This window comes from Haliscomenobacter sp., from assembly GCF_041740695.1.
GTDB lineage: Bacteria > Bacteroidota > Bacteroidia > Chitinophagales > Saprospiraceae > Haliscomenobacter.
Window position 1 is genome coordinate 1 of sequence record NZ_JBGSLK010000146.1, and the last position, 23,126, is coordinate 23,126.

Annotated in this window: 13 protein-coding genes and 1 pseudogene; 2 read left to right on the forward strand and 12 right to left on the reverse strand. The window is 48.7% G+C overall.

Features of this window, described 5'->3' with window-relative positions; genetic code table 11:
* Positions 1 to 93: 93 nt before the first annotated feature.
* From aspA to ACEW9O_RS30045, 4 genes are all read right to left on the reverse strand, one after another.
* On the reverse strand, positions 94 to 1,521 hold the full coding sequence (aspA, locus tag ACEW9O_RS30030; RefSeq protein WP_373553937.1) for an aspartate ammonia-lyase: 1,428 nt from the start codon (positions 1,519 to 1,521) through the stop codon (positions 94 to 96).
* 165 nt (positions 1,522 to 1,686) lie between these two features.
* Positions 1,687 to 7,362, reverse strand: coding sequence for a gliding motility-associated C-terminal domain-containing protein (locus ACEW9O_RS30035; RefSeq protein WP_373553938.1), 5,676 nt, complete (start codon positions 7,360 to 7,362; stop codon positions 1,687 to 1,689).
* Between the two features lie 70 nt (positions 7,363 to 7,432).
* The gene (locus ACEW9O_RS30040; protein ID WP_373553939.1) at positions 7,433 to 8,389 is read right to left on the reverse strand and encodes a PorP/SprF family type IX secretion system membrane protein; all 957 of its coding nucleotides are present in this window, start codon (positions 8,387 to 8,389) and stop codon (positions 7,433 to 7,435) included.
* A 432-nt stretch (positions 8,390 to 8,821) separates the two neighbouring features.
* Positions 8,822 to 11,944 carry a hypothetical protein gene (locus ACEW9O_RS30045; protein ID WP_373553940.1) on the reverse strand — a complete coding sequence of 1,041 codons (3,123 nt, stop codon included), beginning with the start codon at positions 11,942 to 11,944 and terminating at the stop codon, positions 8,822 to 8,824.
* A 258-nt stretch (positions 11,945 to 12,202) separates the two neighbouring features.
* On the opposite strand from ACEW9O_RS30045, the pseudogene ACEW9O_RS30050 reads away from it, so the two are divergent.
* A pseudogene (locus ACEW9O_RS30050) lies at positions 12,203 to 12,382 on the forward strand (hypothetical protein); the annotation flags it as partial.
* A gap of 113 nt (positions 12,383 to 12,495) precedes the next feature.
* Here ACEW9O_RS30050 and ACEW9O_RS30055 read toward each other — a convergent pair.
* From ACEW9O_RS30055 to ACEW9O_RS30070, 4 genes are all read right to left on the reverse strand, one after another.
* A complete protein-coding gene (locus ACEW9O_RS30055; RefSeq protein WP_373553941.1) occupies positions 12,496 to 14,193 on the reverse strand; it encodes a sodium/solute symporter in 1,698 nt (565 codons plus the stop codon).
* An 88-nt stretch (positions 14,194 to 14,281) separates the two neighbouring features.
* Positions 14,282 to 15,781 carry an L-arabinose isomerase gene (araA, locus tag ACEW9O_RS30060; protein WP_373553942.1) on the reverse strand — a complete coding sequence of 500 codons (1,500 nt, stop codon included), beginning with the start codon at positions 15,779 to 15,781 and terminating at the stop codon, positions 14,282 to 14,284.
* A gap of 86 nt (positions 15,782 to 15,867) precedes the next feature.
* Positions 15,868 to 16,572 carry an L-ribulose-5-phosphate 4-epimerase AraD gene (araD, locus tag ACEW9O_RS30065; protein WP_373553943.1) on the reverse strand — a complete coding sequence of 235 codons (705 nt, stop codon included), beginning with the start codon at positions 16,570 to 16,572 and terminating at the stop codon, positions 15,868 to 15,870.
* Between the two features lie 147 nt (positions 16,573 to 16,719).
* On the reverse strand, positions 16,720 to 18,384 hold the full coding sequence (locus ACEW9O_RS30070) for a ribulokinase (protein WP_373553944.1): 1,665 nt from the start codon (positions 18,382 to 18,384) through the stop codon (positions 16,720 to 16,722).
* A 208-nt stretch (positions 18,385 to 18,592) separates the two neighbouring features.
* On the opposite strand from ACEW9O_RS30070, the gene queE reads away from it, so the two are divergent.
* Positions 18,593 to 19,285: a 7-carboxy-7-deazaguanine synthase gene (gene queE, locus ACEW9O_RS30075; RefSeq protein ID WP_373553945.1), complete on the forward strand. Its 693-nt coding sequence runs from the start codon at positions 18,593 to 18,595 to the stop codon at positions 19,283 to 19,285.
* A gap of 71 nt (positions 19,286 to 19,356) precedes the next feature.
* Here the strand turns inward: queE and ACEW9O_RS30080 are convergent, their stop codons facing one another.
* The 4 genes from ACEW9O_RS30080 to ACEW9O_RS30095 all read right to left on the reverse strand — a co-directional run bounded on the left by ACEW9O_RS30080 (position 19,357) and on the right by ACEW9O_RS30095 (position 23,017).
* The gene (locus tag ACEW9O_RS30080) at positions 19,357 to 19,608 is read right to left on the reverse strand and encodes a hypothetical protein (RefSeq protein ID WP_373553946.1); all 252 of its coding nucleotides are present in this window, start codon (positions 19,606 to 19,608) and stop codon (positions 19,357 to 19,359) included.
* 117 nt (positions 19,609 to 19,725) lie between these two features.
* Entirely contained in the window at positions 19,726 to 20,331 is a 606-nt protein-coding gene (locus tag ACEW9O_RS30085) for a Uma2 family endonuclease (RefSeq protein WP_373553947.1), read from the reverse strand.
* Between the two features lie 65 nt (positions 20,332 to 20,396).
* Positions 20,397 to 21,218 (reverse strand): sialate O-acetylesterase, encoded by an 822-nt coding sequence (locus tag ACEW9O_RS30090; protein WP_373553948.1) that lies wholly within the window; start codon positions 21,216 to 21,218, stop codon positions 20,397 to 20,399.
* Between the two features lie 20 nt (positions 21,219 to 21,238).
* Positions 21,239 to 23,017 (reverse strand): PQQ-dependent sugar dehydrogenase, encoded by a 1,779-nt coding sequence (locus ACEW9O_RS30095; protein WP_373553949.1) that lies wholly within the window; start codon positions 23,015 to 23,017, stop codon positions 21,239 to 21,241.
* Between the last annotated feature and the right edge of the window lie 109 nt (positions 23,018 to 23,126).

A 23,126-nucleotide genomic window follows, 5' to 3' on the forward strand; every position in this document is an offset into this window, starting at 1 on the left:
ACTCTTCACTCTTCACTCTTCACTCTTCACTCTTCACTCTTCACTCTTCACTCTTCACTCTTCACTCTTCACTCTTCACTCTTCACTCTTCACTTACTTGTTCGCCTTCAGTTGCGGCCGGATCATATTCTCCGGCGACAAAACTTTATCTAACTCATCCTGGCTAAGCAGGTTTTGCTCCAAAACCAGATCATAGATGCTACGATCGTTGGCCAGTGCCTCTTTGGATAAGGCGGTGCAAATTTCGTAGCCCAATACAGGGTTTAAGGCAGTTACAATACCGATGCTGTTTTTGACCATATCCCAGCAGCGCTTTTCGTTGACGGTGATGCCATCTATACATTTGGTACGCAGGGTTTGCATGCCATTCCTGAGGATATTGACGGACTCAAACAGGCAGTGACCGATGATGGGTTCAAAAGCATTGAGTTCCAATTGACCGGCTTCGACGGCCATATTCACCGTCAGGTCGTTTCCCATCACGCGAAAAGCAATTTGGTTGACCACTTCTGGAATCACCGGGTTGACCTTGCCTGGCATGATGGAAGATCCCGGCTGCATGGGCGGCAAATTGATTTCATTGAACCCCGTCCGTGGCCCAGAGGAAAGTAAGCGCAAGTCGTTGCAGATTTTGGACAACTTGATCGCCAGGCGTTTTACTGCAGAGGAAAACATGATAAAAGCACCAGTATCCTGGGTGGCTTCAATCAAATTTTTGGCCTTGACTACTTTGAAGCCTGATACATCCCGCAAATGGGCAATCACCAATCGCGCGTAGTTGGGCGAAGTATTGATGCCTGTACCAATCGCGGTACCACCCAGATTCACCTCTAAAAACAGGTTGGTATTGCTTTCAATGCGGTCAATTTCTTCCTCCAGGGTAACGGCATAAGCTTCAAAGGTTTGGCCCATCGTCATGGGTACGGCATCCTGCAATTGGGTACGCCCCATTTTGATAACGTGCTGGTACTGCTCGCCCTTGCGGCGGAAACTGTTGATGAGGGCCACTAATTCCATCAACAATCTGGATTTACTTTTGATCAGTGCAATTTTTAACGCCGTAGGATAGGCATCGTTGGTGGATTGCGACATGTTGACGTGGTTGTTGGGGTGGCAATGGTCGTAATCGCCTTTTTTGTGGCCCATGATTTCGAGGGCGCGATTGGCGATCACCTCGTTGGCGTTCATGTTGGTAGAGGTACCTGCCCCACCCTGAATCATGTCCACTTTAAACTGGTCGTGAAATTTACCCGCAATGATTTCATCACACGCGGCTACAATAGCGTTTTTGACCTCATCGGACAAAAAACCAAGGTCGTAGTTCGCCAAGGTCGACGCTTTTTTCACTTCAGCCAAGGCTTCGATGAACTCCGGGAAAAACTGCATGGTCACGCCACTGATCTTGAAATTTTCCAGCGCCCGCTGGGTTTGAATGCCGTAATAGGCATCCACAGGCAGGTGTTTTTCGCCCAGCAAATCATGCTCAAGACGAACGTTTGGATTGGCATTTGAAATAGCCATAGTGTGGTATAATTTGGTCAGAGTTGAAAATTGCCACAAATTTAGCCATTCTTTTGTGGGAAATGTGTAATTGAAACCTAATTTAAAAAGAAAGCCCGCAAGAGCAATCCTTGCTCCTGCGGGCTTCATCCTCATGATGGTTTTGGGTAAAACCTGGTCTCTATGTTATTTCACAATGGTAATGTCACCTTTGATGATGACCCCATTCGAAATATCCAATCGTAAAACATAGTAGTAGGTACCCGTTGGCAAATCTTGCCCGGTGCTGTTGGTACCTCTCCAGTTATTGACGTAAGGTTTGGCCCGGTACACGATGTCTCCCCAACGGTTGAAGATCACTATTTCGTTGTCTTTGTACTGTTCTGGTTGAACTTCGAGCACTTCGAAACGCAATTCATCGTTGGCACCATCACCGTTCGGCGTAATCCCCGTCGGAACCGAGAATTGGTAGGTGTTGTCTGACTTAACCTGTATTCTTACGGCCGCAGTATCACAAAGGTCGACACAGATTTTGTTACAAACCTGATAGACGAATTGATCCGTTCCCGAGCGCCCAGGTAATCCACGATAGACGATGCTCCCCCCATTGATCCCGTCGATAACACCCAGGCTTGGGTCCTTTGCAACGGTAACAATGTATCCTGGATTAGTAGGAATTTTGAGGTCGTTGGCCACTACATTGATCGTTGCAGTAGGCTTGTCAGCAGTGGCTACAAAATTATCCAGGCGATCTGCAACCGCATCTGGGATATCTTGACGTGTAATGTTCAAAGAGTCGCGGCTATAATTAGGGCAATCTGCGGTAGAAAGCGACCAAATGAAGCGACTGCTTCCTGGGTTAAGCCCTATTGCCATCGTGCTGGCCAAGGCTGGCATTTCAATGGTAATCCCGTTTGGACCTGACCATTGCCCGGTAGTACCCGCTGGCAAGTTACCGATCAGTGGTGCTTCATCGTTACAGGTAGAAGTATCACGACCTGCGGAGGCACGAGCCAAGGAGTTGTCCAATGAAACCGTTACCATAGACTCACTGGTACACCCATTTTCACTATTGGTGACCACCAGTTTGTAGGTACCCGGCGCGTTGACTTGCGGCGTCAAGGTATTGTCGGGTGTAATGGTGCCATTGCCGGTCCCAACGGTCCATTTGTAGGTAATTCCTGCTCCAGTAGCCGATCCAGCTCCATTGAGGGATACTTTCACACCAGCACAAGCGATTGGAACCGGAGTGACAGCCTGGATAACTGGTTTTTGCGAATCATCAGCAATGGTTGTAGTTGCTACGGTAGAACAGGAGTTTTGAGTATTCAAAATCGTCAGTTCGTACGTGCCACCCACCGATGCACTGATCTGCAATGGGTTGGCACCAGGCGTTACTGCTTGTCCATTCGGGCCCTTCCAAGTGACCTGAAACAGCGCACCTTGCGAACCCGTAGCAGTCACTTGTACGGCAGGGGTTTTACAGGTAATGGCAGGTGCCTGGGCAATCGACGCTTGTGGTGCTGCTTTATCCGAAGTGACATTCAAACTATCTGCGCGGAAACAGCCATTTGCCGTATCCCGCACAGTCAGGACGTACACCCCTGGCTGGCTAATCTTTGCTTGAAGTGCATTGGCCGGAGCAGGCGTTGCACCGCCACTTTTCGCTGTCCAGGTATAGGTATATTGAGTGCCTGTCGAAGAACCTGTACCATTCAAGGAAAGGGTATCCGTTTTACAGCTCAAAGCTTGATCTACCCCTGCTTGAGCCACCGGGCGCGTTGTATCTGCGATGATTTGTGCCAATCCTTCTCCGATACATCCGGTAGTTGAATTGGTAACTTTGATGGAATAAGATCCAGCTCTGTTCACACTGGAACTGACCGTAGCACCACCACTTACAATGTTTCCATCGGTAGTTGTCCACTCAAAGCTGTAATTCGCAGTGGCCGGACTAACCGTGGCAGTTAGTGTAGCATTTGGTGTTTTACAGGAGATTTTCGGCAGGTTGGCGATGGTCACTTGTGGCAATGCTCCATCTTGAGCAATTACCGCGGAATCTACTACCGAGCATCCACTAAGGGTATCCAATGCCTGCAAGCGGTAGGTGCCCCCTGCGGTAATGCGCAGTGAAGTAGAGTCTTTAGCGAATGCCTGGCCATCCTTTGTCCAAGTTAAGCTCAGGTTTTGGCTTCCACCCACGGTAGCCGTCAGAGACAAGCTTGGCACCGTACAGGTCAAGGATCCTCCAGCACCAACATCAACAGTTGGAGTGGTTTTATTCTCTTTAACCAGCACGGTATCATTTGTGACACAATTGCTCGCTGTATTGGTTACCACCAGGACATAAGTACCTGGTGCAGTAACGATGGCATTGAGAATGGTATCTGTACCCGTTTGAAACAAACCACCATCCGCGCTGGTCCATTTCGCCTTGAACTGAGGTGTATTGCTGATGCTGGTAGTCAGCACTGGCTTATCAATTTTACAGGAAATGTCGATGTCTTTGGAACCAATGACGCTTGGGTAATCCAAACTTGGCTTCACCAAAATGGTATCTACATCCAAACAACCATTCGCTTCATCCACGATACGTAGCAAATAAGTACCTTGGATAGACACATCAAATTTGATACCCCGGCTCAGGATTGTATTGCTTTCATCCAACCATTCATAAATAACCGGAACACTGTTCTGTGATTTACTCGCATCCAGGGTTACTGTTTCACCATTGCAGCCCAATAAAAGATCCTCGCCCGCATTTGCTACGGGACGGGTTTGAGCACTTTTAATTTCTACAGTATCCACAGACGTACATCGGGTGATGCTATCCTGAACTTGCAAGGTATAAAAACCTGGGTTGGTTGCTTTTGGATTTAGTGAGCTTATTTCTGTTGGGTCGATGGTTGTACCTACTGGGCCGCTCCATTTGTATTTGATGGTAGTACCTTGCGTGGATTTGCTACCATCCAGGCGGAGGGTATCCCCTCGACAATCTAGAAAAGCGTCATTCCCTGCATCAGCTACGGGGACAGGAGCATTGCGGACTTCCACCGTATCTGTCCCCCCACAACCCGTACTTTTATCAAATACGGTAAAGGCATAAATACCCGGTTCGCTCACTATAGTAAAGGTTCGATCGAATTCACCCTCGATTTGACCTGTAATGGCTTTCCATGTATACTGGATATTCGCACCTGCTGCGCCACTTCCATTTAAGCGAATGCCACCACGACAACCTTTGATGGTATCTCGCCCCGCATTCGCTAGTGGGACAGTGGCATTTTCAGGAATGTCAAAGGTATCTACTCGAATAATTGCATCAGCGCCTTGCCCGCTGAATATCCGTAGCTGCACCCTTCCTGCGGGCAAATTGATGGCTTTTTGCGTGAATTGAAGTGGTCCAGTTTGATCCAAGACTGTCCAGGTATAAAAGAAAGGCTTATCCGCACCCGCACCATCTACAGCTTTTATCTGAATGGTTCCGTTGCTAAGCCCAGGACAAGATACCTGGGTAATGAGGGTATCAACAATCAGGATGGTGTCTTTAACACAAACTTCACCTGCTTTAGGGAATACACTTCCTACCCCATCCAAGGTGGTTACCGATGGATTGGGGCTATTGTTGATGTCAATCTTGTGGCATTCATTGATCCCACTGATCAATTCAAAACACATGGTGAAAATGGTTGAAGAATCGGCCAAATCCTTACCAGAAGGGTCGCTGTAATCCACCGTCATTACCCCTACATTTGCCGAACTCACATCCAAATTAAACCCGGTCAATCCAGTCGTAGGCGTTGCAGAAACAAATTTCAGTGCCGTTGGCCAGTTGACTTTGAATTGGGTAGAGGTTACTTTTTTAAAGCTCTCAACTTTAAAATCAACACATACGGTGTCTTTAATGTAACCAGTATTTTCACCCATCAAAAGGAAGAAGCCAGTCGGGTTTAAGATACAAACATTGGCAGGTGCCCCCGTAATCCCTACGTTTTTACCGTTGGAAGTACTGAGAATTGCCTGACTCTCCAACGGGAAATCCAAAATTTCAATATTGTTGTCGCAGTTATCCTGGGTACCCAACTCTCCGGGAGAAGGGCCAATGATTTTGTAACAAACCTGGAAAATCACCGTTCCTTCCAGTGCGGTAACGGGCGTTTGTGTTTCATAGTTAAAGGTCAATGCGCCACCTGAAGCAGCTGCCGTATCAAAATTGGCATTGAAGCTTAAACCCGGAAGCCGTGTCGTATTGAGGTTTTTGACCTGGGTAAATTGAATGTCGGCTGGTTCCCAGCTCAACGAGAACTGAAAGTCAATGACATTTTGGAAATTGCCCACCGTTACATCGGTACAAATCTCGTCACCTGGCTTGCCATTTCCTGCCGTGAGTACCACCCGTACCCCAGGAGGCTGTTTGATTTGTACTTCGCAGTTGCTGGGTGCCAATCCCATATTGAGTACGCTACCTCTACGATTGATAATCGCCGTGTTCCGGTTTAATTGAACCGGGGCTTCCAGGATACTATCCGTTGGGCTCAAAGTTCCACCCAAACCAATGGCCTTGAAGCAAACTTCAAAAAGCACCTCACCTGGATCTAATGTTGCTGTTTGATTAACCGATGGTGTTATCCAGTCCACTCCGAGTACCCCATTGGCGACATTGGACTTATTAAAGAATGATTCCGAAAAACCAGGTATTTTGCCTTTTGGATTGGCAATGCGAATGAACTGAAGCGTATTGGGGTTCCATTCCGTCAAAAAGGCCAAACGAGTGATCTCGTTCATTCCTTCAGTAGCCAATACTTTGACACATACCTCCTGATTGATCTGCACTGGAGCACCACAATCAACGGCCAGCTTAAGCCCAGGAGGGTCACACTGGTCAATCGTAATGTATGTTGAGGTACCAATGATCGGAATCACTTCACCTTCTTTAACGGTATTGATGGCCTCCCTTTTGGTTGGCGAATCGGAGAAAGAAACCTCAGCCAGGTCGGATCCGCAGGGGCCGATGATTTTAAAGGAAACCTGAAAAATGGTGGTACTATCCGGTAATGATGTGCCATTTCCCAGCGGATCGATATACGACCAGGAAACGGTTAAGTTCCCCTTCTTAATGCTACCTTGAGTGTCATTAGGCCGTCCAAAACTACTCGTGGAGAGGTTAGTCAAAGCTTCCAGCGGAAGTACATTCGTGAACTCCAACAAGGTAGAATCGTAGTTCATCGAGAACTGACAGCTGGTCAATTTGTCAAATCCACTCACTTTTACGTTGATGACTACAATATCACCCGTATTACCCGCAGCCTCATTGGCGAAAAGTCGAATTGGCCGAACACCAACCGCTACGTCTCCTACGGCTGAATTGGGATTGTACCCAATTGCTGAACAACCAGTCCCGAAGTACCGCTTAAAAATGATTGGATCCAAGTCTCCAATAAAATCTCGGTCATCGGACATGGCAATCGAGGTTGCCTGACCATATTTACCAATAACCGTGAAACATACTTCAAAAATAGTTTCAAAGTCATTGATCGTAATCGAGTTAGCCTCAGCACAGTCCCCCGGGGACCAGTTCAGGAACAACAAACCCGATTTAGTACGGCTAGGATTAAAATCGGAAACGTCCAGGGCAGGTAATTTACCCGTGACGCGCACCTCTTTGTATTCCAAAATTGTGCTATCCCAGCGAATGGGAATCTTAAGCTCGGTCATATCCGAGAAGTCTTTGACCGTCACCTGGATACAAATCTCTTCCCCAGTGTTTTTTACACCAGAGGAAAAGTTAATCGAGGGCCCTTGAGCCCAGGCCATCATTTGAACAGCTAGGACAAAACCTAGCAGAGCAAGAATTTTTTTCATGGAAGAATGAATTTGGGACATGATGTCCATTTTCCAGTCTTAATTCAATTCATGGAAATGAACCGAGCTATCAATTTTGGAACGACAAAGTTAAGTTCAATTCATGGGTACCACCAGTAGAGGGGCCGAATGTACTGAAGTTGTAATCGAAACCATAGCCAAAGCGGAAAGTATTGTTTAACCCCGCATTTTCACCAAGTACAAACCCCGTTTCCAGGTGTACAGCACCCGCCGAAGAACCACCCGCCCCGATCCAAAGTGCCGTTGGCATTTGATAGCGCAAGTTGACATCGACGTTGACTGGTGTATTGGGGGTGTATTTCACCCACATGGATGGCTCAAGAAAACCATCATTGCGGAAAAACTTGTAATAACCGATTTGTCCATAGAAGTGTTGGACCCTTTTGGTGAAAAACTCGCCCTGATCATTGGTAAAGGTGAGATCCAAGCCAAAAGCCTGTGGAACGGAAAGGCCAGCGTAGAAGTAGTCGTCCGAAAATCGACCTCCAACTGCTTTGTAAAAAAACATGCCCACACCTACGTCAGGGAACATTTGTCCTTGATCAGCTCCTGAAAGTGCATCGTTGTCATCCCGAAGTCTGATTTCAGAAGAGCGAACGCGGTATTGAACCATCCCCGCAGTAAGGCCAATCGACAAACCTCCGTATTCGGGATCTTCGCTCAATACCCCGGCAATGCGACCGTAAAAACCAGTGAACCCCGTGGGGCCAGTTTGGTCGTTGATCAAATGACCGCCGAACATCATGGCTACTCCGCTGCCGCCAGAATTGAGGTAGGAAGCACGCAGCGTTTGTGTTTTGGGGGCAGCACCGCCGAAACCAGTCCACTGGCTACGGTAAGAAGCCCCAACACTGATGTTGTTACCATATGCAAGAAAATCCGATTCAACCGCTGCAGGGTTAATAATCGTCTGATTTTCACGATATTGGGTAAACAGGGAAAGCTGTTGAGCGAATGAAACAGCGGTCGTCAATAAAAAAATGACAAGTAAACATACTCTGGTCATGGGACGAGTTTTTGAGATGGCCAAAATTACCAAAATTCCCTTTGCTTGGTTGTTAAATAATTTTCAGCCCCAAAAATATCTTTTTTTTACGTATTTGAATTATTTCCACGCAAAATTAAGGTATCCGTGAAAGATAAAGGAAAACCATACACGTAAGTCGCTGATACAGGGCAAAAAAACCATTGCAAGCAAAACCAACCTTCGCCAAATGCAGCCGAGTGGCTGTTAGACTTGTCTAGGGTATACCAAATCAGGCTGAATTTTAATCGAAGTACTATATGAATGCAGATTTTTAAAAAATATTTTAAAAAGCCACAAAAAAAGGTTCCAGCAGTCAGCTATCAGCTTTGAGCTATCAGCAATCAGATAGAAACTCTAATCGCTCAAAGCCGACGGCTGACGGCTGATGGCTGATAGCTCAAAGCCGACGGCTCAGTACGTTTTCCACCGCGTCTTCAGCCCCTTCTTCACCCCCTTGGCCGCTTTCCCGCTGATGCTGAAAAACTTTTGGGCTTCTTTGAGGCTAGTTTGTGGATTGGCTTCGTGGAAACGATCGGCCATTTTATTCACCAGTGACTTAAAATTTTCAGCTGCTGCGCCCGAGGTGGCATAATGGGCATTGAGGATTTCACCAATTAACGGCATTTGGTCGGTAAACAGACAATTGTGGCCAATGAAGTATTCCGCGAAGTCAAAATGTTTGGGGTCGCGGAGGTATTGTTCCATGGGCTGAAGTTTGAAGCCAAAATTGCCCAGGTTGTTGGTTTCGAAAGCCCGTTCCAGTTTGCGGTATTGGCTTTCAAAAGCTTCCCAGTTTTTATTTTTTTCCAGGTTTTGGAACTCCAATTGGGCTAGTTCAAAATCTTTGGGTGCTTCGTATTTGCGCAATGCTTCGTTGATGGTATAAATGTCGAGGTCGCAATAAGTGGCGGCCTGGCAAACCGTGTATATCTTTTGGTAAATGTCGTAAGCAGCCGCAAACTTGCGTTGACTGATCAATTGTTCGGCGTTTTTCACACCTGTTTCGTACATTTCTCTTTCTTCGAAACAAGACGCTTTGGCAATGTTTTTATAGCGATTTTGTAGGGCAATGGGCACTGGTAAGGGGTAAGAAGTCATGTATTGCCGGAAACTTTTCAGGGCTTCATATTTGGCCTGTTGGTCATAAGTGCGTTCTACTTCACTCAATTTTTTATCCAACAAATCGGCAAAGACCTGATCGCGCAAGCGGATAGCGTCGTCGCGCATGCTCAGGCTGCTGGTTTGATTGGCTTCGACCAATGGGTGCAACAAATCCAAGGCTTTTTGGGCATTGCCTTGGGCGATCAAGGTTTGCCCACGGGTCAGTTGCAATTTGAATTCGGTCTCCACGAAGGGATCTGGCTGCTTGTCGCTCACTTTGAGGGTGCGCGCCAAAGTGACGTTTTCTTTGCGCAAACGGGCCAGTACTGCGGCAGCATCGTCCAACGCGCCAGCTGTAATCATGCCTTCCAATAAACGTTTTTGGGCATCAATTTTGCGGCCAAAAAGAATAGGGCCCCGGGTTACAAACGCATTGGTCAAACTATCACCGGACTGGGCCGTGGTGATGAAGGTACTCAGGTCTTCAAAAAGCACTACACCCGCATCGATCTGGTCGTTGCGCAGGTACTGATCCAAGTATCCCAAGGTGCGCAAACTAAAACTCCGCCGCATGCGTGCCACCTGGGCGGTTTGGGTTTCCGTCAAATAAGGGCGATACAAGGTACGCACCGAATCCAGGGAATTGAAGCGGCGAATGGCCGTTTCCGCAGTGCCGGGATTGTACATCCAGCGCTCCGCTTCTTTGGCCAAAAAGCTGTAGTGATCCTGGCTCAGGCGGCGGCGTTCCTCCCGGCTGTTGTTTTGGGGGAGTGCGCTGGTCATTTGTTGTTCGAGGCTTTCCACCTTGTCCAGGGCGCGGAAACCTTCCTGAAAACGCTGCTGGTCGCGCAGGTTGCCAATCTTGCGCAGGTACTCCTGGTGGAGGTCAACAAGCAGGTCATTGGTGTTCAAAAACTGAAAACCTGAGGTCCGCTGCATGTTTTGCAGGTCGCTAAGTGAGGTTTCGGCCTGGCTCAGGTTGTCGCTGCGCAGGTAATCCACAAAGCGACGTTGGCTGTTGTCCGAATACTTGCGCAGGGCTTCCTGTTTTTCTCCCCGCAAGGTGGAGGTCGCATAACTATTGAAATAGCGTGGATTGGCATCGGCAAATACGATCGCCTGGTTGTAGTAGTTGTGAATCAGGGACCAATCGTTGCCCTGCGCGGCCTGACGGGCGCGTTGCTGCAAAACGGCGAGCTCGGCCTGATACGCTTGTTGAATCAAACTTTCCAGCTCCGCAAAACAGGCATTCTGATCCCGGTCGGTACTCAACAATTTGCAATATTCCCCCGCAAAAGTGCGCAAGTGCTCTTCCTTGAGGCGCAAAGTCGGCTGGCGGCCAGCCTCCGCGATCGCATCATCGCGTTCTTTGAAAATGACGCTGTTGATTTCCCGGTTGAGCTGTTCGGCTATGTAATTGCGGTTGAGGCGAATGGCGTAGCGCAATTGCTCAATGCGGCGGCGGTAATCCAACTGCCGACGGCGGTACAGGATATTTTGAACTTCTGTGCGGGCGGCTTCCCGCATTTTGTAATCCAGGTCATTGAGTGACTTATCGCTGAGTTGGTATTTTTTGACAAAATCTATGGCGTCCAGGTAGGCGTTTTCTTTGTCCTCAAAAGCAGTGGATTGCTCCATCTTTGTACGCAAGCGCGCCAATTCTTCTTCTTGCAAGCGGTATTTGCGGTCGCTGACTTCGGTTTTTTTCCCGCTCAGGTAAGTGGGATTTTCATTGACCAGTGCTTCTACCTCCCCCAAGGCTTTCCATTTCTCCTCAAAAGTGCGGCGACTGCTTGTGTTGTTGAGCAGTTCGGTGTAGCGGTCGGCATGCAATTTTTTCAACAAGTCCTCTGCCGTGGTCTGGCAGTTCCAGTTGAGCACGGCCAGGCTGTTTTTTTCACAAAAAGACTTGGCTTCCAAAAACTTGCTGCGTTTTTGTTCAAAACCACTCGCGTTTTTCCCCGCTTCAATGAGCGCGTCAAAGCGCAACTGGGCATCTTTTTCCCGAATTCGTTCGCTGCAATTGTCAGTACTGTAGAGGTCGCATAACTCTCTCGCCTCTTTGAGTCGATCCTGGTTGTTGAGCTCGAGCAAACGTTTGGTTTCGCGGGAAAAAGCCGTTTTGAGCTGGCTGTCACAATTGTCCAACTTGGCCGTGGTACACAGTTCTTTGGCTTGCCGCAACAAACTAACGACATCCGCACTGCCCTGCGCTTTTTTGAGCAATTCCTCAAATTTGGCTTGATCCGTGGTAGCGGGTGTTTTGATGGAATCCTCCACGCTTGGTTTGATCTCGATTTGGGCACGAGGGCGGCTCGGGCTTTTTTTAAGCAAGCTATCCAGTTTTTGGGCAAAGCCAAATACACTGAACAACAAGAGACTGGTGAGCAGAAGAAGTTTCTGACCTAAATGAGGGTTAAATAGTGTTTTCATACCGCAGCAAATTTGGTTGTTCTGGAGGTAAGTGCTGGACGGGCAATGCTAATTAATATCGCCCGATCATTTAATTCTTTAAAATTACAAACTAAGGACGCAAAGTTCTACAGCAAAGTTAAAGCAGGAGAAAACTTTGCATTTTTCTTAACCAATCAAGCTTGATTTGTTATCAAATTTAAAGGTCATACAATTTTTTATGTTAAAAATTTTAAAAAACAAAATAATAGTATAAGTTTGTTGATTCATCCTAAAACTCGGGGTATCTACATTTTTGATGTGCGCTCGGTGGAGGAAGCCAAAAAATTGATGGAGACCGATCCAGCGATCAAAGCGGGCAGTTTGGTGATGGAGTTACATCCCTGGTATGGCTCGGCAGCATTGCCCCTTCTGGCTCCACTACATAAGAAAGTGCAGAAAAATGCAATTGTGGATTGAGTAATCCGCCATAATACTGGACATTTTGCTCGGAGGACATGGATAGCCCCTGGCTGAAGCCAGGGGCTATTCATGTCCTCCGAGCCTGAAAAACAAAAATGTCCAGTAGTGTGTTACCAGAACTTGATGTAAATCGCCGTCAAGATCAAAACAGTAGCCACAATCATTGCCATGATTTGTGGGCGTACTTTGAACATACTGGCGTCCAATGCAAAAGCTTTTTCATTCACTTTAGGCCCAAACAAACTCATGATGATCATCACCAGCATCGTGAATCCAAAGGCAAGGCCCATACAAATCAAAAATGGAATTTCGAAGCCACCTTTGCCGTTGGGATAAGCCGTGTACAAGATGGTATTGTTGCCAAATACCGCTGGAGCGTATTCGTTGAAGAACACGGACAGGATGAACCCAACCAATACCCCGGCTACTGCCGCTGCCCCGGTGGTGCGTTTCCAAAACATGCCCAAGAGGAACATGGCAAACACCCCGGGACTGATGAATCCGGTGTATTTTTGGATAAAGGTAAAACCACCTTCACCCCCAATGCCCAAAAGGTCATTCCAAGTCAGGGCAATCGCCAATACCATCGAAGCTACAATGGTCATCCGACCCACCCAGACCAGTTTGCGGTCATCGGCTTCTTTTTCAAAGTATTTCTTGTAAATATCCAGGGTGAAAATGGTCGAAATACTGTTGGCTTTCCCAGCCAATGAGGCCACAATGGCCGCCGTCAGTGCCGCCATTGACAAACCTTTCAGGCCCGAAGGCAAGAAGGTCAAAATGGCCGAATAGGCATTGTCGGTCATAAATTTACCATCGGGTGCCATTTGTGCTTGCAATTCGCCGTTTTGGTACAGTACGTAAGCGGCAATACCTGGCAACATCACGATAATCGGCATCATCAATTTGAGGAAACCCGCAAACAAAATCCCCGTACGCGCCGTGTTGAGGTCAGCGCCCAAAGCCCGTTGGGTGATGTATTGGTTGCAGCCCCAATAGTTCAGGTTGACGATCCATTGCCCGGCAAAATACATGGCAATCCCAGGGAGCAGCAAGTATTTATTGATGTACTCCTGCGAGGCTTCCGGTCCGGGTTTGGCCATGATCATGTGAAAATGGTCGTCGGCTTTTTCCATCAAGAGGTTGAAACCAGCAAAGACATTTTGGCCCATGCCAAACTTTTCACTCACCATAGTCAGTGCCAACCAGGTCGTCGCCAAACCACCAATGATCAGTACAAAAACCTGCAATACATCGGTATACCCAATCACCTTCATCCCTCCAATGGTAATGAACAAGGCAAAAACCGCCAGTCCAATCATGATGAGGTGAAAATACCCGCCGCCAATCAGGTTATTGATGGCCAAGGCACCCAGGAACAGGATCGAAGTGAGGTTGACAAAAATGTACAGGAACAACCAGAAAATGGTCATGATCATACTCACCGTCTCATTGTACCGCGTTTTTAAAAACTGCGGCATGGTGTAAATATGATTTTTCAAATAGATCGGCATAAAAAACACCGCCACAATAATGAGGGCAATCGCAGCAATCCACTCATAGGCTGCCACCGCTATCCCCACGAAAAAACCATTCCCCGACATACCAATGAACTGCTCCGCAGAAATGTTAGAAGCAATCAAAGAGGCCCCAATCGCCCACCAGGTCAGTGATCCTTCGGCCAAAAAGAAATCGGTGGTTGTGGTTTCTGCTTTCTTCTTGCGCTGATAGATCCAGTAACCGTAACCAACTACCAGAACAAAATAGGCAAAGAACACCACCAAATCCACCGTTTGTAGATTTTGCATCGATACAAATGTTTTGTTTGTTTAAAAAATTTATGCGGGCCGCGAATATAAAAAACCAATACGTATGGTTACATGCGGTTACTTACAGTTAGATGCGATGACCATAATACACTTCATTCCAGCGCAATTCATTTTTGAAGTCGTACAAATTGGTGCGCTCATTGATCAATACGTATTCAATGCCAGCGATTTCAGCAAAATCGGCCAGGTATTCGGCGCTCAGGTTTTGGCTGTAACAGGTATGGTGGGCGCCACCAGCCAAAATCCAGGCGGCAGCTCCGGTTTTGAGATCGGGTTTCACCTTCCACAATACCCGGGCTACAGGCAGCTTGGGCAAATCTTGTGCGGGTTCAATGGCTTCCACTTCATTGACGATTAAGCGAAAACGGTTGCCCATGTCCACAATTGAAGCATTGAGCGCAGGGCCAGCTGGGCAGTTAAAAACCAAACGCACGGGGTCAGCTTTGCCACCAATCCCCAGAGGATGTACTTCACAACTTGGCTTTTTGGCCGCAATAGATGGGCAAATTTCCAGCATATGTGAGCCCAACACCTGCATGTTGTCGGGTTGGAAGTGGTAGGTGTAATCTTCCATAAAGGAGTTTCCGCCAGGAAGTCCTGCCCCCATTACTTTCATCGCCCGTACCAGCGCGGAGGTTTTCCAATCTCCTTCGCCACCAAAGCCATAACCCGCCGCCATTAGCCGCTGCGAGGCAATGCCGGGCAATTGTGCCATGCCATGCAGGTCTTCAAAGGTATCGGTGTATCCTTTGAAGTTACCTGCTTCCAGGAAGGTCTGCATGCCCAATTCGATGCGGGCGGCTTCAATGAGGGAACCGCGTTGAGCGCCCCCTTTTTGCAAACTGGCTGAAAGGGTATAACTCGCTTCGTATTCTTCGATCAATTGCTGGATTTGAGCATCACTCACCGCATTGATGACTTGCACCAAATCCCCTACCCCATGGGTATTGACCGAATACCCAAATTTGATTTCGGCTTCCACCTTGTCGCCTTCAGTCACGGCTACCTGGCGCATGTTGTCGCCAAAACGGACAAATTTGCCGCCTTGCCAATCGTTCCAGGCTGCCGCTACCCTGCTCCAGACGCCCAGGCGCTCCTGTACTTCGGGGTCTTGCCAATGGCCCACTACTACCTTGCGGTTCAAGCGCATGCGTGCACCAATAAACCCGAATTCGCGGTCACCATGTGCCGATTGGTTGAGGTTCATAAAGTCCATATCGATGCTCGACCAGGGGATGTCCTGGTTGAATTGAGTATGTAAGTGAGCCAGGGGCTTGCGCAATATTTTGAGCCCATTGATCCACATCTTGGCGGGTGAGAAGGTGTGCATCCAGCAAATCAGCCCGATACACTGCGGCGCAGAGTTGGCTTCGATGATGAGTTTGCTGATTTCTTCAGGCCCAACCACGATGGGTTTAAAAACGACCTTTACCGGGATATCTGCAGCAGCATCCAGTGCTTTGGCAATGGTTTCGGCGTTTTGAGCAACTTGTTTAAGGGTTTCGGGGCCATACAGGTGTTGGCTTCCGGTGACAAACCAGGCTTCGAGTTGTTTAAGTTGGATCATATTTTTTGATTATTCGATTATCGTTGGGGCAGCCCTATGTGGCTGCCCTTTCCAAGAGAGGGCAACCACTAAGGGTTGCCCTTACACTAGGGCTGCCCATAATAGCTGGTCGAGCCATGCTTGCGTTCATAATGCTTTTGGATCAAAGCGTCCTTAAGGCGGGGTACATCTGGTCGGATGGTCACACTCAGGTAAGCCATGCGAGCCACTTCCTCCAATACTGCGCTGTTGTACACGGCTTTTTCCACCGTTTTGCCCCAGGTGAAAGGAGCGTGATTGCCCACCAGGATCATTTCCACTTCTTCGTAGCTGTAGCCGCGCCGCGCAAAATCGTTCATGATCTGAAAACCCGTTTCGTATTCGTAGTTGCCCTGGATCATGGCGTCCTCCATGGGGGGGGCGCAAGGAATGTCTACAGTGAGGTGGTCGGCGTGGGTGGTGCCCAGAATGGGGATGTCCAGTTGGGTTTGGGCCCAGGCCGTGGCATAGGTGGAATGGGTATGTACAATGCCTCCGATGTGTTCCCAATGTTTGTACAATACCGCGTGGGTTTTGGTGTCCGAAGAGGCCCGTTTGGTGCCTTCAACCACCTGGGCTTCAAAGTCGAGGATGACGATGTCCTCCGCGCGTAGGCTCGCGTAAGGCACCCCGCTGGGTTTGATGGCAAAGACGCCCGCCGAACGATCCGCTATACTGGCATTGCCAAAGGTGAAGAGCACCAGTCCCAGTTGGGGCAGTTGCATATTGGCTTCGTAACAAGCTTCTTTGAGGCTTTGGTAAGCACTTTTCATTTTGGGTGTTTTTTTGGGCAGCTTCGCTGCGTTTTTTCACCACCTAAGAAACCTAAGGCACTTAAGATACACCACAGCAATTGTGCATTTGGTAAATATTCTTAGGTGTACCTTAGGTGTCTCAGGTTTCTTAGGTGGTGAAAAAAATTACTTTTTTTCCACAAAATCCCCGAATCGGCCGTATTCGGCGTACAAATTTTCGTACAGTGCGGCATTGGCTGGAATGGGGTGGTAAATTTTATCAAAACCATTGCCCATCACCTGCATGGCACTCGCTACATCGGGGTACACTCCTGCCGCTACCGCCGCATACATTGCCGCGCCCAAGGCAGGAGCTTGTTCCGAGCGGGCAATTTTGATGGGACGATTGAGTACATCGGCCAGGGTTTGCATGACCAAATCCGATTTTTTGGCGACACCACCCATACCAACAACAGCTTTGATAGGGATACCTTCGGCTTCAAAACGATCGACAATTTTTTTGGAACCAAAACAAATCGCTTCGACCAGGGCCTTAAATATCGCGGGAGCATCTGAGCCCATGTTCAGCCCCATGATGGCCCCTTTCAGGCTTTGATCCGCATCGGGCGTCCGGCGACCGTTGACCCAGTCCAGGGCTACAATCCCCGTTTGTGCAACCGGAATTTTGGCGGCAGCCGCGCTGAGTTGGGCGATGATTTTGTCTTCTATTTCTTCCAACAGGGCCACTTTTGTAGCTTCATCCAGTACCTGGCTTTGCGGCAGCAATTGTTGCAATGGCCAGGTAATGACTTGTTTGAACCAAGCCAATAAGTCGCCAAAGGCGGACTGGCCCGCTTCCAAACCCATCATACCCGGTACAATCGAACCATCTACCTGACCGCAGATGCCGTGCACGAGTTTGTCTTGCACCTCGTCCAAGGGCGCTACGAGCATGTCGCACGTGGAAGTCCCCATTACCTTGATCAGGGTATAAGCTTCGGCCTCACCGCCTACCGCTCCAGCGTGGGCATCAAATGTGCCGACACTCACCACCACGCCTTCGTGCAAGCCCAGGCGCGCTGCCCATTCGGCAGAAAGCTTGCCAGCAGCCTCATTGGCGGTATAGGTATGTTGGTAGAGGCGCTCGCGCAAGCCCGCGAGTTTGGGTTCCAAGTGGGTTAAAAAGTCTTCGGAGGGCAGGCCATCCCAGGATTCGTGCCACATGGCTTTGTGCCCGGCGGCGCAGCGGCTGCGTTTGGTGCTCAGGGCATCATCGCCACCGATGAGCAAGTGGGTGATCCAGTCGCAATGTTCCATCCAGGAATAAGCGGCTTGTTGTACAGCTTCGTCCTGGCGGATGGTATGGGTGATTTTGGCCCAAAACCACTCGGAAGAATAAATGCCACCTTCGTACATGGTGTAGTCGATTCCACCCCAGGTGCGGGCTTTGTGGTTGATTTCTTCCGCTTCGGCCAGGGCGGTATGGTCTTTCCAAAGGATGAACATGCCGTTGGGGTTTTCGGCAAATTCGGGCAAAAGCGCCAGGGGTGTGCCCTTTTGATCCACCGCTACTGGTGTGGAACCAGTGGTGTCTACGGTGATGGCGACGACAAATAGGGGATCTATACCCGGCAATTGTGCCATGGTGCGTACGATGGCGTCTTCCAAGCTTTCTACATAATCCAGGGGATGCTGGCGGAACTGGTTTTGGGCAGGCTTACAGTACAAACCTTTTTTCCAGCGTGGGTAGTAGGTGACGGCACTGGCCAATTCGGCGCCATTGGCGGTATCAACCAGCACTGCGCGGACCGAATCGGTGCCAAAATCAGCGCCGAGGACGTATCGATTCATGTCAACTATTTTGTTCTTGCGATAATAATTGTAAAAGTAACAATTGTTGCTGCTTGTGCAAATTTGGTGGAAGTTTTTTATCTGGATCGGGCATGCAAGGTAAAAAGCAGCTCGGAAATGGTGATTTTTTTCTGGTCTTAATCCGAGAATTTAAACCAACTCAAGTGGAATCCCCCTAACTTTGCGCCCTGTTAATTGGAGCGGAACGATGAAAAAGAAGCATACCTACAAAGTCAAAGAAATTTTCTATACCCTGCAAGGGGAAGGTGCCCAGGCGGGTCGCCCGGCGGTATTTTGCCGTTTTTCGGGCTGCAACCTTTGGTCGGGCCGTGAGGAAGACCGCGCCAAGGCGATTTGCCAATTTTGTGATACCGACTTTTGGGGCATGGATGGTGAAAATGGGGGGAAATACAATGCGGAGGATTTGGCGGATATGGTGATTGGCTTGTGGCCAGGAAGTGAAAAGCGAAAAGTGAAAAGTGAAAAGCAATTGGGAGATACCTACGTTTTGGAAGGGAAGCCCTATGTGGTGTGTACGGGGGGGGAGCCGCTGCTACAATTGGATGAGGAATTGATTGCAGCCTTTCATGCCCGGGGACTGGAAGTCGCGGTGGAAACCAATGGCACCGTGACGGCTCCTGCGGGGCTGGACTGGATTTGTATGAGCCCCAAAGCGCATACCGAACTACTCATTCAAAAGGGGCATGAACTGAAACTGGTGTACCCGCAGCCGGGCGCTGAACCGGAGCGCTATGAGCAGCTGGATTTTGAACATTTTTACCTGCAACCCATGGATGGGCCGCTAGGACAACAGAATACGCGCTTGACCTTGGAGTTTTGTATGGCGCATCCCAAGTGGAAGTTGAGTTTGCAGACGCATAAGATTTTGGGGATTGCGTGATTGGCTATTACTAACTTCTGGTTTATTCCTGAAAAAAAAAAAAAGTGTATCGGTGTCTAGAATAGCTTGTTTCATAACTGAATTTCGCGACTGAACATTTCACGTCCTGTTTCTTTGGTAACTGCTAAAAAGTCTTCAAAGTCGTCATCAGACATATCTGACCAGCTCCCAGCAAGAGACATGATCTCGACTTGATTTTGTTTTTTATGTTCAATGTTTTCTGAAAAGTGTTGAAGGTAACTATCTACTTTTTGAAGATAGTCGACCGGAATACGGCTTAATCGGAGTAAAATGGATTGATAAATTTTTTCGCTTTCAACCATCGTGTAATTCATTCGCCTTCAAAGATACCGATTATCTTACAACAGGTCAAGAAGTCCATTGGGAAACAGGCAAAATTACTCTCCTTAGTGTCTTTAGTCGAAATCTACAAGCACCTTTTATCCCCCAAACACCATTCCCAAATCCACCTCCAATTCCGGAAACACCGCCGAGCGCAACACCTCATCCTCCAGCACCGGAGCCAAACCAATGTACTTTCCGGCCTCATTCAGCACGTACACCCGTACCTCGCGATCCAGCGGGTATACTAGCCAATACTCCCGCACCCCAGACTCTTCGTACACTTGGTATTTTTCGCGCATTTCTTTTTGGCTATTGCCGGGGGAAAGAATTTCGATGATTAAATCGGGGGCACCATCACAACCCTGATTATCCAGTTTGCCGGGGTCACAGATGACACATAAATCTGGCTGAACCACCGTCGTCGTTTGACCCTTTTTTAAACTAACGGGTAGCCGTACATCAAAAGGAGCAGAAAAAACCTGACAGCTTTTGCCTAAGAAATGGCCATACAGGCGAAAGTTTAAAGCACCAGCGATCTGTTGATGAAATGTGTTAGGGGCAGGACTCATGGGAAACAAACGCCCTCGGATCAACTCCACCCGTTCCTTAATTTGCCAAGTCAGGTAATCTGCATAGGTATACACTCCCTCGGGATCGAGCTGGCTCAAACTGGTGATAGGCGTGGTTACGAGACTTGCCATGGTGCTGGTTTATTGGCTAAAATTAAGCATTTCCACAAGCTTGCGCAAGGGCAGAAGTGGGATGATCATTTCCGAGCCACAAACTTCCCCAAATATGCCTCCGCAAAACGCTGTCCCATCGCCCTTTGCCCCGCCGAATCAAAATGTACCTTATCGCCTTTATGCTGCAAATCCTGCGTGGAAACCACTGCTGTAAATAGGTCTTTCGCTGCGTGTGCCCAGATGAGTTGGTTGATCTTCTTCCATTGCTCCGGGTTTTGCGAATAAGCGCCCAATTCGCCCATCAAAACGGGGAGTTGAGGGTTGCCGACCGCAGTTCGGAAGTTTTGCAACAATCGAACCAGGTTCTCAGGATAAAGGGGGATGTTTTTGTCATTGGCGTCACTTTCGCCCTGGTGCCACAAAATGCCTTTGATCTGACCGTATTTTTTGCCAATGGCCACCTTTTCCAAAAAATTGGACCAGAGTTTGACCTCCCGGTAGGTTGAATCTCCGAGCCATTGCCGCATCGCGCTGCCGCCCACGGCGGTAGGCAGAAGTAGAATGGAAACCTTTTTGGGGATACCTTTGAGCAAGGTTTTTCCGAAGGACAAACCACAATCCAGTCCAACCCGACTAGGTTCGTAAAAGTGCAAGGGCTCTTTGGCGAGGATCACTTCCCCCTTACTATTGATGCTAAAAATGCGTGGATCGGTCAGGGTATCCTGAGCTTCTACTACCCCTCGCCCGGCCATATTGGATTGACCTGCCAGCAAGAAAACCCAGACTTTGTTGGGCTTGGGGAGTTTGACAGACTTACTGTTGCCAATAGAAGACTGATTCCCTGCTTGTGCGCCCATTAAAAATGGGAGCAACAAAAAAACGAAAGAGGCCAAAAGGTTTTTCATGCGATTAGCAATTTCCTTGTTTATTGATTCTTCACACACCCCACCACCTTGTACACCTTTCCATCCGATTTGGTATAAATGAACAATTCATTGTTCAGCCCAACCCCCAAACGGAAATCCGGTTTGATGCCCTTGTTCAAATCCAGCATCTTTACCATTTTATCATCCATTTTTAGCTCCAATTCGTAGATCGTCGCTTGTTTGCCTTGCTTCAGTTGATCCACTTCCGCATAAAATACCCGTCCGAGGGCAATTTCTCCAAAAATGTATTTGCCCCGCAGTTCCGGGATCGTAGCACCTGTGTACACAAAGCCGCCTTCGATGGCTTTGCCTTCATCGTGGTCAAATTGGAGCACGGGGTAGAGGTAGTTGTATTTGCTGTCGTCGGCGGGGAGGGCGTATACTTTGTCCATCTTGGCCTTGGGGTTGATCACATAAGTGCCTTCGCGGTACGGCCACCCATAATCGCCACCAGGAACAGCCAGGTTGAGTTCTTCAATGTTGATGTGGCCGATATCGGCGATCAGTAGTCGGCCATCAGGGGTCCAGGTGTAGCGGTTGGGGTTGCGGAAGCCCCGGCAAAAAACTTCCCGGCAAGCCTCGGCATCACTCATTCTGGCGTAGGGATTACTGGCAGGAATGCCGTATTGGCCATTTTTGCTGTTTTTGCCCTTTGGATCAATCCGGAGGACTGAACTCCAGATGCGACTTTTGTCATGGCAGATGAATGGGAAGCCGCTCTCGCTGGCACCACCATCACCTATGCCGATGTAGAGCAGACCGTAGTCGGGATCTCCTTTTTTGGCCCCTGGGTTGAAAGCACATTCCTGCACGCCGTGGATGCCCGTCACCACATTCACCCGAAATAAGGTACGACTGCTAGCTGGTGTGAAGGTTTTCGCCTTGGGGTCTTTAATGGTCCATTCGGTGATCACCCACTGCAAGGTGACTTTAATGGAATCGGGATAAGCAAAGTCGGCAGGAGCAGTTCCCGGGGGCTCGGTATGGGTGGTGTAAAACAGGCCGTTTTGGTAAAATTCAGGATGAAAAGCAAAGCTACCAAACCCAGTACCCATACCTGGGTCGAAAATAAACTTGGGGCGTTCCTTTTTCATCTCCAGGGCAATATGCCAGCTGGTATCGATCAACTCGTACAAAAAGCCCCGCAAATCGTGGATGAACAAACGGTCTTTGGCCCCTGGCAACACCCGCATTTGATTGATGCGTGCGATAGGCGCTTTGGTGCCCGTGGGAGGTGCCGTAGCTACATGTTCGATTTGTAAGGCTAGCCCACTTTTGGCGATTTTTTCAGCGATGGGGTTTTGCATGGGTGTGCCCAGGTCACTGTTTTGCTTTTCAGGCTCTTTATGTTGGCTATGGATATAAGCAACGATGGCGTCGAGGTCGGCCTCTTTGATTTCGCTAAAAGGTGGCATCAATTGATTGTACTCCGCGAAAAGTTGTTTGGCGCGTGGGTCCCCTTTTTCGATCATCGCTGGCGCGTTGCGGATGAAAGCTTTGAGCCAGCTGGGAGTGACTACAGCCGTTACTTGCTCCAGACTGGGGCCGATGCCTTTTTGTAAAAAATTGTGGCAAGGGGAGCAGTAGCCTTGGAACAGTTGTTGGCCTTTGGCGAGGACTTTGGTGTCCTGGGAGTAGGCTAAAGCGGCCAGGTCTTTGGAGGAATTGGTCGTTTTTTTGGAAGCAACTTTACCCGGGGTGCAGGCACCGAGGCACAACAACAAGCCGAAAAAAATAGCTGAGTACGACAGCTGTCTAAAGCGAAATTGGTTTTCCATTTGGAAAGGTTTTTAGTAGACAGCGGGTATGAATCATCGAGAGTGACCTCAAGCGACATTTTTGTACCACAAAGGAAAAAACGAGAACCCAAAGGGCACAAAGACCGTC